Source organism: Pyrinomonadaceae bacterium (assembly GCA_036277115.1).
Classification (GTDB): domain Bacteria; phylum Acidobacteriota; class Blastocatellia; order Pyrinomonadales; family Pyrinomonadaceae; genus UBA11740.
The window spans coordinates 126,592-146,864 of the sequence record DASUNM010000023.1 but is presented as its reverse complement, the minus strand read 5'-3'; the positions used below and the strand labels follow the sequence as shown (position 1 = coordinate 146,864).

At 57.5% G+C, this 20,273-nt stretch carries 17 protein-coding genes; 12 read left to right on the top strand and 5 right to left on the bottom strand.

Annotated elements, in window-relative coordinates; genetic code table 11:
- Positions 1–25 precede the first annotated feature (25 nt).
- Positions 26–1,099 (bottom strand): mechanosensitive ion channel family protein, encoded by a 1,074-nt coding sequence (locus VFX97_07635; protein ID HEX5703053.1) that lies wholly within the window; start codon positions 1,097–1,099, stop codon positions 26–28.
- 136 nt (positions 1,100–1,235) lie between these two features.
- Here VFX97_07635 and VFX97_07630 point away from each other — a divergent pair, with 136 nt between their 5' ends.
- Positions 1,236–3,050, top strand: coding sequence for a PHP domain-containing protein (locus VFX97_07630; protein ID HEX5703052.1), 1,815 nt, complete (start codon positions 1,236–1,238; stop codon positions 3,048–3,050).
- 130 nt (positions 3,051–3,180) lie between these two features.
- Here the strand turns inward: VFX97_07630 and VFX97_07625 are convergent, their stop codons facing one another.
- Positions 3,181–4,050, bottom strand: coding sequence for a Ku protein (locus VFX97_07625; GenBank protein HEX5703051.1), 870 nt, complete (start codon positions 4,048–4,050; stop codon positions 3,181–3,183).
- A gap of 396 nt (positions 4,051–4,446) precedes the next feature.
- Here VFX97_07625 and VFX97_07620 point away from each other — a divergent pair, with 396 nt between their 5' ends.
- From VFX97_07620 to rsmA, 7 genes are all read left to right on the top strand, one after another.
- The gene (locus VFX97_07620) at positions 4,447–6,120 is read left to right on the top strand and encodes a protein kinase (GenBank protein ID HEX5703050.1); all 1,674 of its coding nucleotides are present in this window, start codon (positions 4,447–4,449) and stop codon (positions 6,118–6,120) included.
- A 109-nt stretch (positions 6,121–6,229) separates the two neighbouring features.
- Positions 6,230–7,246, top strand: coding sequence for a hypothetical protein (locus tag VFX97_07615; protein ID HEX5703049.1), 1,017 nt, complete (start codon positions 6,230–6,232; stop codon positions 7,244–7,246).
- A 10-nt stretch (positions 7,247–7,256) separates the two neighbouring features.
- A complete protein-coding gene (locus VFX97_07610) occupies positions 7,257–8,552 on the top strand; it encodes an FHA domain-containing serine/threonine-protein kinase (GenBank protein ID HEX5703048.1) in 1,296 nt (431 codons plus the stop codon).
- A 251-nt stretch (positions 8,553–8,803) separates the two neighbouring features.
- Positions 8,804–10,507, top strand: a complete 1,704-nt coding sequence (locus VFX97_07605) for a S41 family peptidase (protein HEX5703047.1) — start codon at positions 8,804–8,806, stop codon at positions 10,505–10,507.
- A gap of 118 nt (positions 10,508–10,625) precedes the next feature.
- Entirely contained in the window at positions 10,626–11,039 is a 414-nt protein-coding gene (locus tag VFX97_07600; GenBank protein HEX5703046.1) for a helix-turn-helix transcriptional regulator, read from the top strand.
- 43 nt (positions 11,040–11,082) lie between these two features.
- Entirely contained in the window at positions 11,083–12,249 is a 1,167-nt protein-coding gene (gene ribD / locus VFX97_07595) for a bifunctional diaminohydroxyphosphoribosylaminopyrimidine deaminase/5-amino-6-(5-phosphoribosylamino)uracil reductase RibD (GenBank protein HEX5703045.1), read from the top strand.
- A 27-nt stretch (positions 12,250–12,276) separates the two neighbouring features.
- The gene (gene rsmA, locus VFX97_07590) at positions 12,277–13,116 is read left to right on the top strand and encodes a 16S rRNA (adenine(1518)-N(6)/adenine(1519)-N(6))-dimethyltransferase RsmA (GenBank protein ID HEX5703044.1); all 840 of its coding nucleotides are present in this window, start codon (positions 12,277–12,279) and stop codon (positions 13,114–13,116) included.
- A gap of 17 nt (positions 13,117–13,133) precedes the next feature.
- Here the strand turns inward: rsmA and VFX97_07585 are convergent, their stop codons facing one another.
- A complete protein-coding gene (locus VFX97_07585; GenBank protein HEX5703043.1) occupies positions 13,134–13,598 on the bottom strand; it encodes an aspartyl protease family protein in 465 nt (154 codons plus the stop codon).
- A gap of 2 nt (positions 13,599–13,600) precedes the next feature.
- On the bottom strand, positions 13,601–14,071 hold the full coding sequence (locus VFX97_07580; protein HEX5703042.1) for a GNAT family N-acetyltransferase: 471 nt from the start codon (positions 14,069–14,071) through the stop codon (positions 13,601–13,603).
- Positions 14,072–14,142: 71 nt separating this feature from the next.
- Between VFX97_07580 and VFX97_07575 the strand changes: the two genes are divergently transcribed.
- Positions 14,143–15,804, top strand: a complete 1,662-nt coding sequence (locus tag VFX97_07575; GenBank protein HEX5703041.1) for a ribonuclease J — start codon at positions 14,143–14,145, stop codon at positions 15,802–15,804.
- 183 nt (positions 15,805–15,987) lie between these two features.
- Complete coding sequence (locus tag VFX97_07570; GenBank protein ID HEX5703040.1) at positions 15,988–16,776, top strand: SDR family NAD(P)-dependent oxidoreductase; 789 nt, start codon at positions 15,988–15,990, stop codon at positions 16,774–16,776.
- A 13-nt stretch (positions 16,777–16,789) separates the two neighbouring features.
- On the opposite strand, the gene VFX97_07565 is transcribed toward VFX97_07570, so the two are convergent.
- Complete coding sequence (locus tag VFX97_07565) at positions 16,790–17,302, bottom strand: hypothetical protein (GenBank protein HEX5703039.1); 513 nt, start codon at positions 17,300–17,302, stop codon at positions 16,790–16,792.
- A gap of 188 nt (positions 17,303–17,490) precedes the next feature.
- On the opposite strand from VFX97_07565, the gene uppP reads away from it, so the two are divergent.
- Together uppP and recJ are read left to right on the top strand one after the other, a co-directional pair.
- A complete protein-coding gene (gene uppP, locus VFX97_07560) occupies positions 17,491–18,369 on the top strand; it encodes an undecaprenyl-diphosphatase UppP (protein ID HEX5703038.1) in 879 nt (292 codons plus the stop codon).
- Positions 18,370–18,493: 124 nt separating this feature from the next.
- Positions 18,494–20,248 (top strand): single-stranded-DNA-specific exonuclease RecJ, encoded by a 1,755-nt coding sequence (gene recJ / locus VFX97_07555; protein HEX5703037.1) that lies wholly within the window; start codon positions 18,494–18,496, stop codon positions 20,246–20,248.
- Positions 20,249–20,273 lie beyond the last annotated feature (25 nt).

Sequence of the window (20,273 nt, the reverse complement as noted above, 5' to 3'; positions counted from 1 at the left end):
CCAGGCGTGCGTACCGTACAGACCCTTATCTCGCATTGCTCTTCGGGAACATCACCCGATCGGGAGCAGCGTTGAGCTCCACCAGTAACTTCTTAATCAAACGTGTCTTGGTGCGGCCGGCTTCCTTCGGATGCACGAGGTAACGCACGATCGCATCGATCCACGTGTTCGTATTGGGGCGAAACAGCACCGCCGGATATTCGCGCACTTCCAATTGATCGACCGGGGTCTGCGCCAGAATCTCGCGAAAGACCCGCACTTGTTTCATCATGTGCTCACCGACTTCTTCGGCGGCGATGCGCTGCATCGTCTCGGCTACAAACTCGAGATCGCTTTCATAGGCCACACTGAATTTGATTTCGTTCCAGACGTAAGGAAACAGCGGCCAGGTGTAGTTGTAGATCGTCGAGTCGAGAATCTTGGAATTAGGAAACCTGATGATGCGCCCCGTCGGGTGATCGGTCGAGAGCAAGTCGCCGCCGCCGAATTCCCACAACGTCGTGTCCAGGTAACTGACGTCGATCACATCGCCAGTGGCATCGCCAATCTTAATCCGGTCGCCAACGCGATACGGCGAGCGGGCCAGGATATAAATCCAACCGAGGAAACTCGTGACCGGCGTCTGGACCGCCAAACCGAGAATCAACGACAGCAGGCCAATCGATACGACCGTCGTGTACCAGTTTTGAAATAGGCCGGAGACGACAACCAGCACCAGAAACAGCCCCAGTGCCAGCTTCGCGACCCGCCGCAGGTTGTAACGAGAAACTGTGCTGTCGATTCTTCCGATCCAATAGACGTCGACCAGCTTTGCCAGTGCGAGCAGTAGCACAACCCCCATCGCACTCAGTGTGAGTCGTTGGGCCAACTCGATGACCCGCGGATATCTTTCCGCGTAGCCAAACAAGCTGAGCTGCATCAACAAACGCGCCGCCGCCAACGCGACGAGGACAACGAAATGAGTGCCGAGCCAAAGTTTGTCCTTGGCTTCGGCTTTCGGTTTGTCTTCAGGTTCAGTCGGACTGGCTTGTTTGAGCGCTTGCTTAACATCTTCACGCTCGATCACCTGTTCGACTTCGGTGCGCAGTTCGTCCGCCATTCTTACAGAATCCTCACGCGCGTCTGGAGTTCGTGTTGCGAAAGGCCGAGCTAGTCTGTGTATTTGGAAATAGGCACTCGCTATGCCATATAGACGGGGTCCATCGTTCACATTTCAACGAGTACAACTAAAAACGTTGGCTAAACCACTGAAAGACAAATTTGCGATCGCGGCCGCGCTGCAGGAGATCGGCGCATTGCTCGAACTGAAAGGCGGGCAGTACTTCAAAGCTCGCGCGTATAAAGCAGGCGCGCGCGCGGTGGCCGAACTAGGCGAAGACGTCGGCAAGCTGATCAAGCAGAACCGTCTGACTTTCGTGAAGGGAATCGGCCATGCACTGGCGAGGCAAATCGATCAGCTTTATACGACCGGCGAGTCTTCGATGCTGAACGAGCTGCGCGGTCAACTCCCGGCCGGCATCATCGAGCTGTCGCACATACCCGGTTTGTCCGTTCAGAAAGTCGGACGTCTTCAGGAAGCGCTGGGGATTTCCAGCGTCGAAGAGTTACGCGCCGCGTGCGAGGCCGGCAAGGTGCGCGATGTCAAAGGCTTTGGCGCGAAGACTGAAGCTGCGATTCTTGATGCAATCGCCGGTCATGAAAAGCGCGAGCAGTTCATTCACATTCATCACGCCTGGCGCTTGAGCGAGCGGATTCTCGAATATCTCGCGACGGCGCGCGGTGTGTTGAAGGCTGAAGCGGCAGGCGCAACGCGACGCTGGCAAGAGACGGTCTCGCAGATTGTGATCGTCGCGTCGGCAAAGAAACCTCAGACGGTCGTTGAACATTTTCTGCGTTTCCCCCTCGTCATTCGAACTGAATCAAAAACCAAAGAATATTGCTCCGTGGTGCTGAGCGAAGGCTATAAGGCAACGCTCTTCGCGGTTAAGCCCGAGGAGTTCGCGATCACACTGTGGCGCGCCACCGGTTCCGAAGCGCACTTAAACAAGCTTCAGCCCATTGCCGCGAAGAAAAAGCTCGCTTTGCCCCTCCCCGCAAGCGGGGAGGGGTTGGGGCGGGGTTCGGCACGCTTGCCATCCTCTCCCCTAACCCCTCTCCGCGTGCGGAGAGGGGAAAGTGCCCGAGTGTCTCAATCGACGTTTAAGGCTCTTCCACACTCAGAAAGCGAGATCTATAAACGACTGGGACTGCAATACGTGCCACCCGAAATGCGCGAAGACGCGGGCGAGATCGAAGCGGCACTGAAAGGCAAGCTGCCTGAAGATTTGATCACGACCGAAGACATTCGGGGGATGGTGCACTGTCATACGATGTATTCCGACGGTAAGCACAGCGTCGAACAGATGGTGGGCACCGCCGAAGCGCTGGGCATGAAGTACATAACGATCACAGATCATTCACCGACCGCGTTCTACGCCGGTGGCGTGAAGATCGATCGCCTGCAGCAACAGTGGGAAGAAATCGACCGCGTTCAGGAGCAAACGAAGATTAAGATTTTGAAAGGCACTGAGTCAGACATTCTTCAGGACGGATCGCTCGATTATCCGGATTGGATTTTGGAGCAGTTCGACGTAATCGTCGCGAGCATCCATTCGCGTTACAAGATGAACTCTGAACAGATGACGAAGCGGGTGGTCACGGCCATGCGCCAGCCGGTGTTCAAGATTTGGGGACACGCGCTCGGGCGTCTGATTCAGCGACGTCCGCCCTTTGATTGCGATGTCGAAAGGATTCTCGATGTGATTGCCGAATCACGCGCGGCGGTTGAGATCAACGGTGATCCGTACAGGCTGGACATGGAGCCGCGCTGGGTGCGCGAAGCTCGCAAACGCAAAATCAAGTTCGTAATTTCCGTTGACGCGCATTCAATGAACGCGCTGCATAACGTGAAGTACGGCGTTGGCATCGCGCGCCGCGGCTGGGTTCGAAAAGGGGAAGTGCTGAACGCTTTGGGAGTGAAAGCGTTTCAAAAAGCCGTGCGGCCGGTGTGAGGACTGTTCATTAACGGATTACCGCCTTTCTGTAGCCCAGCCGTTTACGGCTGGGTACAAGGCGTAAATCCGAAGCTGGGCTACGAGAGGTTTTTGCGAGGTGTAAACGGCAGGGCTACGTAAAACCCCTCTACCCAACCTTCCGTTTCTTCGCCGTCGCGGGTTTTGATTTGACGAGAGTAAGCGCCTTCTTCGAAGCGACCGGCGCAGCTTTGACCATGGGCTTGCGCGATGATGCCTGCAGGCTCTTCTTGAGCGCTGTCATGATGTCCATGCTGGGCGGCTCTTCGTACTTCTCAAACTCCGTAACCTTCTTGCCTTTGATCTTCGAATCGATCAGCTTGCGCAGCGCTTCGTGATAATGATCGACGGTGTCGATGTCAGCGAAGGTTGTGATCATCTGTTCGACCAGGCTGGTCGCCAGCGCCAACTCTTTCTTGTCGAGTTTCGGCGCCGCATCGATCTCCGGCACGTCTTCAACCTTGCGTACTTCGGCTGGATACCGCAGTTTCTGCAACACGATGCCGTCATCGTGCGGAAAGACCGCCACGAGGTCTTCGCGATCGCGAAGGACAACTTTTGCCAGGCCGATCTTGCCCGTGTCTTTCAAAACCTGACGCAGTAGGGCGAAGGGCTTTTCCGCGACCGGGCCGTCGGGCCCAATGTAATAAGGCGAGTCAAAGAACATCGGCGCGACTTCGGCACTCTCGACAAAGCCGAGAATGTCCACAGCGCGCGTCGTCTTAATCTTGATCTTAGCGATCTCTTCCGGCTCGACGATCGCGTAACGATCGGGTTCGTACTGATAACCCTTTGTGATCTGATCGTTCGTGACAACCTCGCCGCACTTCTTGCAGCGCTTGTCGTAACCGATGGGACCAAAATCGTCACGGTGCAGTTGATTGAACTGAATTCGCTCAGACGCTTCGAGCGCGTTGTAGACGCGAATCGGAATCGCGACGAGCAGAAATCGTATGTGACCTTTCCAAATCGAACGCATCGAGGATCCTCCGTTGGGTCGCCCAGACTTCACTCTGTGATTCGTGAAGCGCTCACAGACAAAAGTCTGGGCCACTAGACACAAACGCGGGCCTGACGCCCGCATTCCTCTGGGCCATCGACCCAGCCCTCAAAATGATTCACGAGGGGCCGAAATTATGAGACCACTTGGGCCACCAAGTAAAGACATTTATTCTGGCCCAGTTTCCAGTGGGTCGCCGGGCCCGGGCCGCAATATGTTGTTGCGTAGACTGGGGCGCAAGCGTTCCGCTTGCATGCTGACTAAACAACACAGCAAGCGAGGACGCTTGCGCTCCAGTCAAACAACTTGCGATTGACCGCTTAGGCGCGACGACTTATTCTGGCGGTTCAGCTTTAGCGACCGATTTACCTCTACATGCGCGAATGTCCCCGCTGCGAACGCTGTTACGACGACGAAGTACTCCTCTGTCCTGACGATCAAGCGAAAACCAAGCTCACTCTTCCAGGCACCACGCTGCTGAATGCGCGGTATCGATTGGAGAAGCGTCTGGGCCGCGGCGCGATGGGCCAGGTGTACGTCGCGCGTGATGAGAACCTGATCACGCGCCGCGTAGCGGTCAAAACAATTCGGCCGGACGTTCTGTCTGATGAAGACTTGCAGGAAGGCGAAGCGATCGCGCGTTTTGAACGTGAAGCGCGCACCGCCGCGTCCGTACAGCATCCGAATGTGATCGGCGTCACGGACTTTGGCAAAAGCGAGGAAGGCGTCTTCTTTCTCGTGATGGAATACGTTGAAGGCGAGTCTCTCTATCAACTGCTGCGGCGCGAAGGCACGATTCCGGTGCAGCGCGCGCTGACGTTTTTGCGGCAGACCTGTGCCGGAGTTGAAGCAGCCCACGACGAAGGCATTCTCCATCGCGACCTTAAACCCGCAAACATCTTCATCGTGCAAAAGAAAAAGAAAGACGGCAGCACGCTCGCGGGCGATGACATCGTCAAAGTTGGGGATTTCGGCCTCGCTAAAATTATTAGTCAGAGTCTCGCCGGAATCACTTCGGGTTCAGGGCCGGCTTCGCGCGGAATTCTCGGCACGCCTGAATACATGGCCCCCGAACAGATGCATGCGGGCGCCGTGCTCGACGCGCGCGCTGATGTTTATGCACTCGGCGCGATCGCCTATCACATGCTGGGCGGCCGTCCGCCATTCACCGGCGAGATCATGCAGATCTTCGCGCAGAAGCTGACGCAGGAAACGCCGGCGCTGAGTACTCTGCGTTCGGACATTCCGAGCGCGGTCGAAAAAGCCGTCATGCACGCGCTAACTAAGGACGCTGATGCGCGCTCGGCCACTGTTGCCGAATGGTTTCACGAATTCGATCAGGCCGTCGGCAGCGCCTCGATTCAGGAAGAGGAAGAAGGAGAAACGCGCGTTGTGGTCATGGCGCCGGCGGGTGCGGAGGTTTACGTGGATGACGAGCGCCACGGCAGCGTCGGTCGTTCGGGGCGCTTGATTCTCAGTTCAATACCGCCGGGACAGCACGTGCTGCGCATTGCGCACGCGGGGGACAAAGACGACGAACGCGTAATCGAGATTCGCCGGGACGCCGAGGAGCAAATCATTCAGGCCCAGTTTAAGTCCGCCGCGTCCAGCGGACTGTCCCCATCAAAAGGTGGGAGTCTCGGCAGCGTATCGGGTGTGGACATCAAGGCGCCGCAAATTGTGTCGTGCACAAAATGCGGCTCGCGATTCGCGGCGGGAGCAAAATTCTGCGGACGTTGCGGCAGCACGTCGTTCGATGTAGTGACGGCCGAGAGTAGCGGACGGCCGTCTCCGCCCCGACGCATCACTCCAAGCCCGAGTCTGAACCGTCCCATCCCACCTGGCCCGAGCAGCAGCATTCGTTGCACGCGCTGCGGCGTCGATCAACCTGCCGGTACAAAGTTCTGCGGCAAATGCGGCGCGTCACTTGGCGGCGCACAAATCGCGTGGTCAGCGGCGCCGCGACCGGTGGAAGTGCTGTGCCCGGGTTGCGGCGTCACCTATCCTTCCGGCACAAAATTCTGCGGCCGCTGCGGACGGACACTTTGAAGCCCATCACTTGAGCGATCTTAACCTTCTCGTATAGACTCTCGGCGCGATTCACGATGCTTCCACGTTATCGCGTCGCTAACGGAATTCCACGAATCGAGGCCCGAAGATGAAGCGCTGTCCGCAATGTAACCGTACTTATACCGACGATGCTCTAAGCTTTTGCCTGGATGACGGTTCACCGTTAGTGAGCGCAAGCGCGCCGTCTTCTTTCGACCCGAGCGCCACCATCCAGTATCCGCAGTCGCGGGACACCACGCCGCAGCCGACGATTGCTTACGGGCCGGGACAGCCGCCGCCATCGATGCCGCCACCCTCGACGCCGCCACCACCGCAGTGGTCGCCGATGCCTCCGATGACCCCGCAGAAACGCAGTGTTTGGCCATGGGTTCTGGGCATTGGAGCCGTGCTCGCATTCATGGGAATCGGCGTCGTAGTTCTGGTCCTCGTGCTGGCGAGCATGGGGGGAAACAACAATAACAACGGCAACACGAATACGAACACAAACACGAATTCGAATCGGACGACTCGCAATTCGAACGGCTCGAATGCGAATGCAAATACGCGTTCGACGTTGGCTTCTCACACGGACGATTTCTCGACCGAGACCTGGTACACGGGCTCATCCCAGTACGGCCGCACCTGGTACGAGGATGACGAGTATCATATTAAGGCGAGCACCAACGGTTACATCGTGATGTATGCGCCTGATAAGCCGGAATTTTACGATGACAATGCGACGGTGCGCGCCACGGTTCGCAGTATCGAAGGCGAATCGCCGGATTCCGGGTACGGGTTGCTGGTCCACGGCGCCCGGGAAAACAATCAGTTCCGCGACTACGGTTTTCTGATCTACAGCGGCGACAATCCCAAGTACGCGATTGTGCAGCACAAGAACAGCACCGAGACCAAACTGGTGACCTGGACCGCCACCAGCACGATTCGCACCGGCACAACTCCGAATCAGCTCGAGGTGCGAATTCGCGATCGACGGCTCGACTTTTACATCAACGGACAATTTGTAACCTCGATAACTGATTCCGAAGATTTTCTGCGCGGGCGCGTCGGCTTCTACAGCAGCGACACCAACGAAGTTGCGTTCGACGATCTCGAAATCAGCAAATGATAATTCGCTGATGCGTGTCACGCTTCGAGTTCTGGCCGGCCCGTACAACGGGCAGGAGTTTGTTTTCGATCAGCACGATACGTTTCTGATCGGGCGCAGCGAAAACGCCCACCTTTATCTTCCGGAAGATCGCTTCTTTTCCCGCCATCATTGCTTGCTCGAAATCGCGCCACCACGTTGCTTCCTGCGCGACCTCGGCTCGACCAACGGAACGTTCGTCAACGGCGACCGGGTCCAGGAAGTTTTTCTGAAAAGCGGTGATCGGCTTCAAGGCGGCCAGACCGTTCTCGAAGTCGATGTGCAAGTCGAGAAGCAAGCGCTGGATGCTGAGGCGCCCACGCTCACCAAGCCTCTCGAAATCACTATTGAATGCGTCAATTGCGGCCGGCGCGAATGTGTCCAGGGCTCAGCCACGAACGAGCCGATGACTTTTATCTGTGAAGAGTGCCGTGAAGAGCTGAAGCGTCAGCCACAACCCGTTCCCGGCTACGAGATGATCAAGATGCTTGGGCGCGGTGGCATGGGATGCGTGATGCTGGCGCGGAATGAACAGACGGGCGGAGCGGTCGCCATCAAAACTTTGCTGCCGGAGGTTGCCGTCACTGATCAAGCCCTGCGTCGCTTCATGCGCGAGATTGACGTGGCCGCGGCGCTCGACCATCCCAACATCGTGCGTTACATCGAGAGCGGAACTCACAATGGCGCGGTGTATCTGGTCACGGAATATGTCGAAGGCTCTGACGCCGCGCGACTGGCCGATTCGCGGGGCGGACGCATGCCGTACAAAGAGGCCATCAATGTCATCACCCAGTCGCTGGACGCCCTGGCCTACGCGCACGGCCAGGGTTACATCCATCGTGACATCAAAGAGTCGAACATTCTCCTGACGGGCGCGGCCCCAAACTATATCGCCAAGTTGACGGACTTTGGTCTCGCGAAGAGCTTCACCAACACCGGCATGAGCGGAATCACAATGGCCGGAGACATGGCGGGGACTTTCGCCTACATGCCGCCGGAGCAAATCAAAGACTTCCGTAACGTCAAACCAACCTCGGATATCTATGCCCTCGGCATGACGGCGTATAGCCTGCTCGCCGGCGACACTGCCCTGGACGTCGGCCCTTCAGGCGACATGGCCGCGATGGTCCGCGCTATTTTTGAAGGCCAGATAGTGCCTTTGCGCCGCCGCGCGCCCGAAGTCCCGGAACGGGCGGCCGAAGTGATCGAGCGCGCTTTGGCAAAAGATCCTGCTCATCGCTGGCAATCCGCCGCGGCTATGCGGACGGCCCTGATGCATGTGGCCTAAGAAGGTCTTAGGTCTTAGGGCTTTGGCCTTGTTTTGCCGTCGGAGTGACCAACCCAAAGACCCAAGACCCAAAACCTAAAACAAAAATCCAAAGTCCTAAGTCCAAAGACCGCCTTTTCCTAAAACGCAACCTTGCTCGCTTTTTTCGCATCCGTTAAGATTGTAAGCGAGCACGCGTCGGTGTTCGGTGTGGCATCTCCCCACATTCAGGTCTTCGCTTCGATTTTCAAGGTAGCGACATGAGGTTCTCAGTGAAGCACAAGATTTCTGTAGCACTCGCAACCCTAATTCTGTTGGCGGTCATTATGCCAGGCTTCGTGCTGGCGCAGCCTCGCTCTTCCGGTAACACAACCGGCAAGACCGTGGCGCCCCCAGCCGCGCGCAGCCGGCGCGTCAACACGCCCGGCTCCAACCCAACTGCGATTACCCAGGATTTTCAGGAAGCACTCGCAGTCATCCGGCAAAACTATATTGACGGCAATAAGCTGGACTACAACGACGTCTACAAGTCTTCGATCTTTGGCATGCTGAGGTCGCTTGACCCGCACTCAAATTATTTCGACCGCCAGGAATTCGAAGACATGTTGAGCGATCAGCGCAGCGAGTACTACGGCATCGGCGCCTCAATCTTGAACTACGCGATCGGCAATTCGGTAGACACGTACATCAGTGCGACTTTCAAGGATTCGCCGGCGTCCCGCGCGGGACTGCGTTACGGTGATCGGATTGACGCGGTTGATGGGGTCACGATGCACGGCAAGGGATCCGCCGAAGTGCGCGACAAGATTCGCGGCCCGCGCGGCACTCGCGTGGTGCTGACGGTCACACGCGCGTCAAGCGGAAAGCAGGAAGGCGTCGAAATTATTCGCAACGCGGTGCCACAGCCTTCCGTGCCTGATGCTTACTTCATTCGACCGGGTGTGGGCTACATCGACATGACGCGCGGGTTCAACTCGGACACCGATGACGGCTTGCAAGCAGCCCTCGAGTACCTCCATTCGCAGGGTATGACGTCGCTGGTGCTGGATCTGCGAAACAATCCGGGTGGCTTGCTCGATCAGGCAATCTACGTTGCGCGTACATTCCTGCCGGCCGGACAGATCATCATGTCGCAGAAAGGCCGCCACGGCATGAACGATCGCATCTACACTTCAAACAAAACGAATCCGGATCGCGTGCCGCTGGTGATTCTCATCAACGAGTACAGCGCGTCAGCGTCCGAGATCGTGGCCGGCGCGGTTCAGGATCACGATCGTGGATTGATCGTGGGCCAGACCAGCTTTGGCAAGGGGCTGGTGCAGACGATTATTCGGCTGGATCATGGCGCGGGAATGACGCTCACTTCAGCGTATTACTACACACCTTCCGGGCGCCTGATTCAACGCGATTTCTCGGACGGCAGCTGGTACAACTACATCTATCGGGGTGGCATTGCGCGCGACAACGCCCCGATTCAGCCGACCGGCCCGGCCATGCGCACCGACACGGGCCGCACCGTGTACGGTGGCGGTGGAATTACGCCGGACGAAAAGGTGAATCCCGACCTGGTGAACGCGGCTCAAAACCGTTTGCGCAGCCCGATATTCTTTTTCGCGCGCGAAGTCGCGAGCGGCCGCGTGGCGGGCTTTGAGAAATTCAAAGTCGATCGCGCGATCGATTACGACCACGTGATCGACGCAGATGATTTTCCGTCTTCGAACGAGTTCTACCAGGCGTTCCGGAACTACGTCGCGAAAGACGAGAACTTCAAAGCGTTGCTTCCCACCGTCGATCGGAACCGGCAGTTTGTCGAGAGTCAGTTGCGTTACAACCTGGCGATGGCTTCCTACGGAACGGTCACCGCGACGCAAGTTCTGATGAGACATGACAGTCAGGTGGCGAAAGCCGTCGAGGTTCTGCCGCGAGCACGCGACCTGGCCATGGCCGCGATGCGAGCGCGCACCACGCAACCTTAATTTCACACACTCAGTCGCAACAGAAGGCGGGTCACGGCCCGCCTTTCTTTTTGCCCGCGTGTTGCGGCCGTAAAACAGAGTCTTGCGGCTAAAACCCGCTGCGTGGTAAGCTTCGCGCATGACTAATAAGACCCGAGTCAACACCGCCGAACTGGGCAGTGCCATCCGGCGCCGTCGGGAACAGCACGGACTCAGTCTGCGCGATGTCGCTGATGAAACGGGCGTTTCGGCTTCTACTCTGTCGCGGATTGAAAACGGCACAGGCAAACCCGACGCCGATAACATCGCCCGGCTCGCCGCGTGGCTGGACATGCCAATTGAACGCGTCATGCACCACGGCCATCGTGCCGCCAGCGATCCGAACCCGGTCGTCTACTATCCGCACGAATCGACGCCTGAGATCGTTGAGGCGCACCTGCGCGCGGATCGGCAACTGACACCGCAAACGGCAAAAGCTCTTTCGGAGCTATTCCGCGTCGCGTACGCGCAGTTCAGTCAGACTGAAGGTAAACCGGCGCGTAAACGCGGCTAGCTGTCTGGGATTTCAGATTTGAAATCTGAGATCTCAGCTCTGCTTGGCAAAGCTCCCGCCGACGCGGCACAATCACGTCGCTTTGTCGCCAGACTCCAGACTCCAATCCATCGATTTCGACCGACGCATGATGCAGCGCGCGCTTGAGCTCGCCGCGCAGGGAACTGGACTGGTTAGTCCGGGACCCCTGGTTGGTTGCGTCATCGCCGACGACCGCCAGCAAATCATCGGCGAAGGCTTCTACGCGTTCGACGATGTCAAACATGCTGAGACAATCGCGCTCGAACAAGCTGGTGAACGCGGTCGTGGGGCGACGGCTTACATTTCTTTAGAGCCGCATGCCCATCAGGGCCGTACGCCGCCGTGCACTGATGCTTTGATCAAAGCCGGCATCAGACGCGTCGTCGCGCCCATCGACGATCCGAATCCAAAAGTTTCGGGGCGCGGCTTTGCTCATTTGCGCGAAGCCGGCATTGAAGTCAAAACGGGGCTGCTGGCGGAAGGAGCCACGCGGCTCAATGAAGCCTATATTCATTTCATGCGCACCGGCCGGCCGTTCGTGCACCTGAAAATGGCCGTGTCACTGGATGGAAAAGTCGCGACCGCGACGGGCGATTCGCGTTGGATTACCGGCGAGGTTGCGCGGGCGCGCGTGCATGAGTTGCGTCATCAGTCAGACGCGATCATGGTCGGCGGACGCACCGCGCGCACCGACGATCCGCTGCTCACGGATCGTTCAGGAAAGAAAAGGCGACGGCCGATCGTCCGGGTGGTGGTCGAACAGTTCCTGCGCGTCTCTCCCGAATCGCGGCTGGCGCAGACGAGTAATGAAGCGCCGGTCATCGTTTTTGCCAGCGGGGAAGCGAAAGAGGATTCACTTACGGCGCTTCAGTCGCACGGCGTAGAAGTCGTTGCCGGAGGATCTGTGCTCGACCTCGAGCGCATCATGACGGAACTCGGCGCGCGATCGATTCAAAGCGTACTGGTTGAGGGTGGCCCGTCACTCGCGGCGTTACTTCTCGAAGCGAACCTGGTTAACAAAGTGACGTTCTTCGTCGCGCCGATGTTGATCGGGGGGCAGGACGCGCCGTCAGCGATCGCCGGCGCGGGAGCCGAGAGTATTGCTGACGCGATGCGGCTGCAGGACGTTGAGGTTCGGCCACATGGCGACGACGTCGAAATCACCGGTTATCCAAAACACGGGCAGTAGCCCGACCGTGAGGGAGGGAGCATCCTGATGCAACAAACAAATCCTTCTCCCAAGCGCCGTTTCGGACAAAACTTCCTCGTTGACAAGAATGTCGTCAGCCGCATCATCGACGCGGTGCAACCGAAATCCGACGAAACCATTATTGAGATCGGTCCGGGTCGGGGCGCGCTGACCGATCGCTTACTCGAAAGCGGCGCGCGCGTTCTAGCGATCGAATTTGATCGAAGTCTGATTCCGCAGCTCCGTGAGCAGTTCAAAGACTATGCGAATTTCACCCTGATCGAAGCAGACGCGCTGACGGTAGACTTCTGCCGGCTTATCCAACCCGCACGAGCAGCGCGCGTAGTAGCGAACCTTCCCTACAACATCGGCACGGCGATTCTCCAGAGACTAATCGAACAACGCGCCTGCATCACGGAAATGTTTCTGATGCTGCAACGCGAAGTCGCCGATCGCATTACGGCGACAACTGATTCGTCTGAGCGCGGCTATCTTTCAGTTTTTGTTGAAGCCTATTGCCACGCGGAAAAATTCTTCGACGTGCCGGCACGCGCTTTTCGGCCTGTCCCGAAGGTAGTGAGCACGGTGGTTCGTCTTCGGGTTCGCGAACGGATCGCCGCGGACGTAAAAGACGAATCGTTATTGTGGCAAGTGGTCAGTGCCGGGTTCGCGCATCCACGCAAGACCATTCTCAATAATCTGCGCGAGGCGCCTGCGCCGATTCAGGAGTTGCTTACAAAACGCGGCGGCGCGAGCATCGTTCTGTGCGACGCCGGCATTCCACCGCTGCGTCGCGCGGAAACATTGGCTATTGAAGAATGGGCGGTGCTGGTGAATGCGATCATTCAACCAGGTGAATGTAAATAGTGTGATCGGATTACCGTTCAGACGCGGGCTGCTGTTCGCCAGCTTGCGGAACCGAGCTGGCCCGATTTTGCGATCGACGATGCGAAGTTGGGGCTGTCTGGGTTTATGTCGAGCGTCCGCGTTCTGGGAATAACGACCAAGTCCATATCCTCCATCGGTATCGCCCCGAGCAAAACCTGATCGCCCATTACTAATGCGCCAGCAAAACCCACCCGATTCTTAAAGCGCAATTCAATCGGCCCGACGTAAGGCACGCACGTTCTCGAGCCATTAGCCAGTGTCACTTCTTTTGTATCGATTGGCTGCAGCTCAAGTTGAAGCTGCACATGTTCGGAAATGCAAAGATGTGTTGCTCCTGAGTCTACCAGAGCCTCGACTTCGAGCGGAGCGAGATCCGGCAGCCTTGGGTTTTTGAGGGTTACATGGCCGCTAACGAGTCCCATTCTGGCCACAACATACCACGCGGAGCGGCGAAGACGCATTGCTATAAAACTTGCTTCAACAGATCGGTATAGATTCCGGGATCGCTGTCGGGAATTACAACTGCGCCGACGGCGTCCTGGTAAAAATTAATCGGACCCGCATGACCGATGATTCCGTAAACGTAACCCAGTTCGCGCAGGCCCCACAGCGCGGCAACCAACAAAGCCTGGCCAACGCCGCGGCCGCGTTCCCGCGCATCCACGCCCGTCGGCCCGAAGAACGCCTTGCGGGTGCACTCGTATCCGGCAAAACCAATCACGGCCGCGTCGCGCGTGGCAACGTAAACCGTGACAGGCTTGTGCGCGAAGCCGACGGACACTTCATCAGCCCAGCCCACCGAAAAATTCTGTTCGATAAATTGGCGAACCAGGGTGAGCTCGAAAGGTTGCGCACGACGAATGTTGACGCCGGCTGCGCTCATCTCATCGAGTAACGGCTGAAGCGGCGGCAGCTTCAGCAGATTTACCAACATGTCGGGCATGGCGATCACATCATGCTATACTCATTTCATCCCCGTCCAGAGAGTCGAGCAAAATCCAATAAGTGGCTAACGTCCTTGAAATCATTCCCCTCGGCGGTATCGGCGAGTTCGGGATGAACTGTACTCTGCTGCGTTACGGCGACGAGATGCTCGTGCTTGACGCAGGTATGGGTTTTCCCGAAGAGAGCGTCTACGGCGTCGATATCTGCATTCCCGATTTCGAAATCCTTGAGCAGTACCGGCAGGAGATCACGGCCGTCATCCTCACGCACGGTCACGAAGATCACCTGGGCGCGCTGCCTTATGTCCTGAAGAAGATCAACGTTCCGGTTTACGCTTCGCACTTCACCCTCGGGTTAGCCGAAAGCAAGCTGCACGAGCACGGCCTGCTCAACGACGTGCTGCTGCATCGCGTCGAACCGCGCGACGTAGTCACGATTGGATCGTTCACGATTGAATTCATTCGCGCTTCGCATTCGCTTATCGATTGTTTTCATCTCGCCATCAAAACGCCCGTCGGCACCATCATTCACACGGGTGATTACAAAGTTGACGAGACGCCGGTCATCGGCGAACCGATAGATCTACGAACCCTCCGGCGATATGGTCAGGAAGGCGTGCTCGCGCTGCTTTCCGATTCGACGAACGCGACCGTGCCCGGCAGGACTCCTTCTGAACGCGCGGTAATTCCGGCCTTTGAAGAGATTTTCGCCGAAGCCCAGGGGCGCATCATTGTGGCCGCCTTCGCCTCGTCGATTCATCGGCTTCAGATCGTGTTCGATGTGGCGCAGCAGTTCGATCGCAAGGTATGCGTGCTTGGACGCTCGATGCAGAAGAACGTGGAGATCGCCGAGCGGCTCGGTTACCTGGATCTTCACGACGGCATGCTCATCAGCCTCAACGATGCCAAGAATCTTCCAGACAATGAAATTGTTTTGCTCGTGACCGGCTCGCAAGCTGAACCGCGGGCGGCCCTCTATCAAATGGCCACGCAGCTTTACAAAGGCATCACCATTGAAGAGGGCGATACGGTGGTGCTTTCGGCGCGCATCATTCCCGGAAACGAACGCGCGATTTCGAAACTGATCGGTCACATCTACAAGCGCGGCGCGAACATCATTGAAGAGAAGCGGCGTCTGATTCACGTCAGCGGCCACGCTTCGCAGGACGACATCCGCATCATGACTGAAGCAGTGCGGCCGAAATTTGTCGTGCCGATTCACGGCGAATATCGCATGCTGTTTCGCCACAAAGAGTTCGTCAAGAACCATCTCGGTTATGCCGAAGAGAACATCGTGCTTATTGAAAACGGCGATGTGCTCGAGCTGGATGGCGAGCGCGCGGTGATCACCGACAAGAAAGAGATCCGGCGGACATTCATCGATGATTCGGGCTTTGAAGAAATTGAATACGATACGGTGCGCGAGCGGAAGAAGCTGGCGTACGAAGGCATGATCACGCTTGTCGTGGTCATCAATCGCGAAACCGGAGAATTGCGGTCACCGCCGCAGATCATCGCGCAGGGCGTGCGCGGTTTCGAATCGTCGAACGGAATGACCGAAGATGCGCAGCGCGTAGTGACGGCGGCGCTGGCCGGCGCGTCGAAACAAACATTCCAGGACGCATCGCTTCTAAAAGAGCACGTGCGGGTGGAATTGAAGCGCTTCATTCAGAAAGAAACGGGCGCGAGACCTGTGATTGTGCCGGTGATTCAGCAAGTCTAAGTTTCAAGTTTCAGGTTTCAGGTTTCGAGTTCTGCAATTCCGGGCTCCGTAAGGAGCCTGATGTTTAGAACTCGTTCATTTCCAAATTCTTCTCCGCCTGAGCGATGAATCGCTCAGGCGGAGTCATTTTGGGTTGTCGGCGCGTGTGCTATAAACATTCCGTTCCTCCGGAACTTCACACCGATGTCATTCTGGACCGATAAAGTTGTTCTCATAACCGGAGCCTCTTCCGGAATTGGACGTGGACTCGCCGTTGATCTGGCACCGCGCGGCGCGAAGCTCGGCCTGGTCGCGCGTCGCAAAAACATTCTCGACGAAATCGTTCTTGAGATTGGAACAGGTAAGAACGGCAACCAACAATCCGGGAACGTGCTTGCGATTCCAGGAGACGTTAAGGATGCCGAATCGATGCGTGCCGCCGCCGCGCGATTGCAGTCCGAATTCGGCCGTGTCGACGTGCTGATTGCCAACGCAGGCATCGGGGCGTCAAACGATGCCGCCGAGCTGGATGCCGCCAGCCTCGCAAACGTAATCAACGTGAATGTGCTGGGCGCGGCGAACAGTGTTGCCGCGGTTGTTCCTGATATGGTCAAGCGCCGCAGCGGCCACTTGGTGGTGATTTCGAGCCTCGCGGCGTATCGCGGATTGCCGAAGTCAGCGGCGTACTGCGCGAGCAAGGCAGCCGTCTCGGCGATGTTCGAAAGTTTGCGTCTCGATCTGGAACCGCACGGGATCGACGTGACGATCATTCATCCGGGATTCATCAAGACGCCGTTGACCGCCGGACGGCAAGCGAAACTCCCCTGGCTTCAGGAGCTCGGCCCCGCGGTAAAGAAGATCGTAACGGCGATCGAGAAACGCAAAAAGTCCTACGCCTTTCCGTGGCAGCTCGCGAGCATTGTGCGCGCCGGCATGATCATGCCAAATGCGATGTACGATTGGATCTCGCGGAGAAACTCGTTCCGAGAGTAGGGGAATTGCGTGACTATTTAACCTTTCGATCCTCGCTCTTGGTCTCCTCCATCGCTTCCGGCTCCAGCTCTTCAGCGCTCCGGTTCAAACGAACAAAGACTCCCCAACTAGCGAGCAGCACGCCGGCGGCAATGCCAACCATCGCGGCCTGGGGTAACCGTGAGGGATCTTCGTGAGCGAGTTTAAATACGGCCACCAACGATTCAATAGAAAGCGCCACGACCACGACCACCAGAAAGCGCGAAACGAAGCGGCGCGCGCGCGTGGGACTACTGGCCTGTACCTTCCGTTGCACCTCCTCTTCAATGATTGTTTGGCCGAGTTCGAGCGCGACCACGGCGATGGTCAACAACCCGATGCTCTCCAGAACAGAATTAAACCGGTCGCGCAGCGGCAAAACCGCGCCCGGGTTGATTCCGTGCCATAGTTCCAATGCGGCAAAGGAAATTAAGGCCACGGCGCAGCAAACGAACAGGACAATAATGCCAGAGTAGCCAACGGTAAATATTTTTCGGATGACCTCCATTGCCGAAAAGCCTCCTGTGTATTTGATAAATTATCTGCCGCTGCCGAGACATAGATGGGCGGCGGTTGACTCCGCGTCATCAAACTAAGCATGCAACTCACGGCAAAGTTAGTTTATACTCTGCCGTCTCGCATGGCACATCCAGCTCTTCAAATCCAGATTAGTCAGGTCCAAAGCTTAAACCAGACATGACCTTGTTCCAGGCGATCCTTCTCGGCATTGTCCAGGGCTTAACTGAATTCATTCCCATCAGCTCGACGGCGCACCTCGTGCTGGCGATGCGCGCGATGGATTTGGCTCTGACGCCGGAACAAGCCACGGCGTCGATGGCGGTGATTCAACTCGGCACGTTGCTGGCGGTGCTGGTTTATTTTGCCGGCGATATCTGGCGAATCACGCGCGCGTTCATCCACGACCATCTGGTGATTCTGAAAGACGGCCGGCGCGATCAGTTCAACCGCGAGAATGAACATGCGCGCCTTTCAACCGATGCGTGGCTCGGCTGGCTGATTATCATCGGCACAATTCCGGTCGTTATTGTCGGCCTCACTTTTAAGAAACAGATAGAAGGGTCGTTTACAAAGAATCTTTGGATCATCGCGACGATGATGATCCTCGTCGCGCTGCTATTGATCGTGGCTGAGGTGGTGGGCAAAAGAAAAAGGCGACTTCAGGATCTCGGTCTTGGTGACGCGCTGGCCGTCGGTTTGGCTCAATGCCTTGCTTTGATTCCGGGATCGAGCCGGTCGGGTTCGACGATGATGGCGGGACTATTTGTCGGCCAAACACGCGAGACGGCCGCGCGGTTCTCCTTTCTCCTGTCAATTCCGGCAATCGCCGCCAGCGGCGTGTTGGAATTATTTGAGGCGATAAACACGCTGCCGCCGGGAAGCCTGGTTAATCTCGCGGCCGGCACCGTGGTGAGCGCGATTGTCGGTTACCTTTCGATCTGGTTTCTGCTTCGTTTTCTGCGGACGCACTCGACCGGAGTTTTCATCGGATATCGCATTCTGGTTGGGGGAGCGATCCTGGTCATGCTGCTGACGGGCCGGTTGACGGGGCTCTGATTTGGACTGGTCCGGCTTGACGCGGCTTTGTAGTAGTAGGCTTAGGGTAGGAAGCTAAAGAGGCCGCAAGCCGCAGCACTCCAAATAATTAGCCCTTCCGCAAAACAACAAGTAAACTCCCGCCATGACCCCCGCGCGCGCGATTGAGAAGCGGCCGAAGAAGTGGATTCTGCGCTCGCGCGACGCTGCTGAAGTCCGCGAATTCGCCAGGGAACTGGGCGTCTCGCCGATAGTCGCCGGCCTGCTCTTGTCACGCGGTTATGGAAACTTAGCGGCCGCGGAACGCTTCTTAAAACCCGCTCTTGAACAGCTTCACGATCCGATGCGTATGCGAGGAATGACGGAAGCCGTCGCCCGCGTACTCAAGGCCATCGATCATCAAGAACCGATTCTGATTTACGGCGATTACGATGTGGACGGCACAACGGGCACGGCGGTGTTGCTGCGCGCGTTGCGGATGCTCGGCGCGACGTGCGGCTATCACGTGCCGCATCGCTTTACCGAAGGGTACGGCATTCAACAACCTGCGCTGGAGAAGGCGGCGAGCGAAGGTTACAAGCTGGTGGTCAGCGTCGACTGTGGTATTCGCGCGCATGAACCGCTGGTTTGGGCGCGCGAGCATGGGCTCGACGTCATCATTACCGATCATCATCTGCCCGACGAAGATGAAGGCGCGCCGCCCGCGTTCGCGGTGCTGAATCCGAATCAGCACGATTGCAGTTATCCCGACAAGAACCTCGCCGGTGTGGGCGTCGCTTTCAAGCTGGTGCACGCGTTGTTTCGCGAGCGGGGGCGCGAATCAGTTGTGCCGGGCTTCCTGAAGATGGTTGCGATCGGCACAGTTGCCGACGTCGCGAAACTCGTTGGCGAGAATCGCGCGATTGTCGCGCTCGGCCTTTCGGATTTGCCGAAAGCTGTGAACTGCGGCTTGCGCGCGCTGATCGAGATTGCCGGTTGCGGCGATGGCGCAGAAGTGAACGCATACGACCTTGGCTTTCGCATCGGCCCGCGTATAAACGCCGCCGGTCGCATGGATGCAGCCAGCGCGGTCGTCGATTTGTTCAATGCGACAGATCGAGAGGAAGCGCGTCGATTGGCTGAACATCTAGACACGCGCAACCGCGAGCGCATGGAGATGCAGCGCGAGATTTTCAATCGCGCGGTCGAAGAGTTCGAAACCGGCAGTGATCGCGCCTCGCAGACGCACGTGGCGGTGATTGCCGGTGACGGGTGGCATCGCGGCGTTATCGGTCTGGCGGCGTCCAAAATTGCCGAGCGATTGCATCGCCCCTGCGTCGTTATTTCGTTCGAGGACGACATGGGCCACGGATCCGCGCGCAGCATCGAGGCGTACCATCTGTTCAATGGCCTGACGGCCTGCAGCGACCTGTTTGAGAAATTCGGCGGGCATTCGCATGCGGCCGGGCTTTCGATTCGTCGCGAATGTGTGGCGGAATTTCGACGCCGCTTGAATGAACATGCGGCGTCGTGTTTGACTGAAGATGACTTGACGCCGGCGATCACAATTGATGCGGAAGTAGGCGCGAACGATTTGACCTTCGCGCTGTCGCAGGATTTGCGGCAGATGGAGCCGTTTGGCGCCGGAAATCCGCGTCCGGTGTTCCTGACGCGCGGGCTGCGCGTGCTTGGCGATCCAAAGGTAATAAAGGCGCAGCATCTCAAGTTCCGCGTCGCCGGCGAGAACAATCGGCCGGTGGAAGCGATTTGGTGGCGAGGAGTTGAAGACTCGGCAGCAACGCCACAGCCCGGTCAGCGCATCGATCTTGCTTACGAGTTCGAGGCGCAATCGTGGATGGGCGATATCAGATTGCAGTTAAATGTTCGTGACATGAAGGCAGCAACAACTGAGATTGTTTAGCGGCGGGCTACCGCCCGCCGTTTAT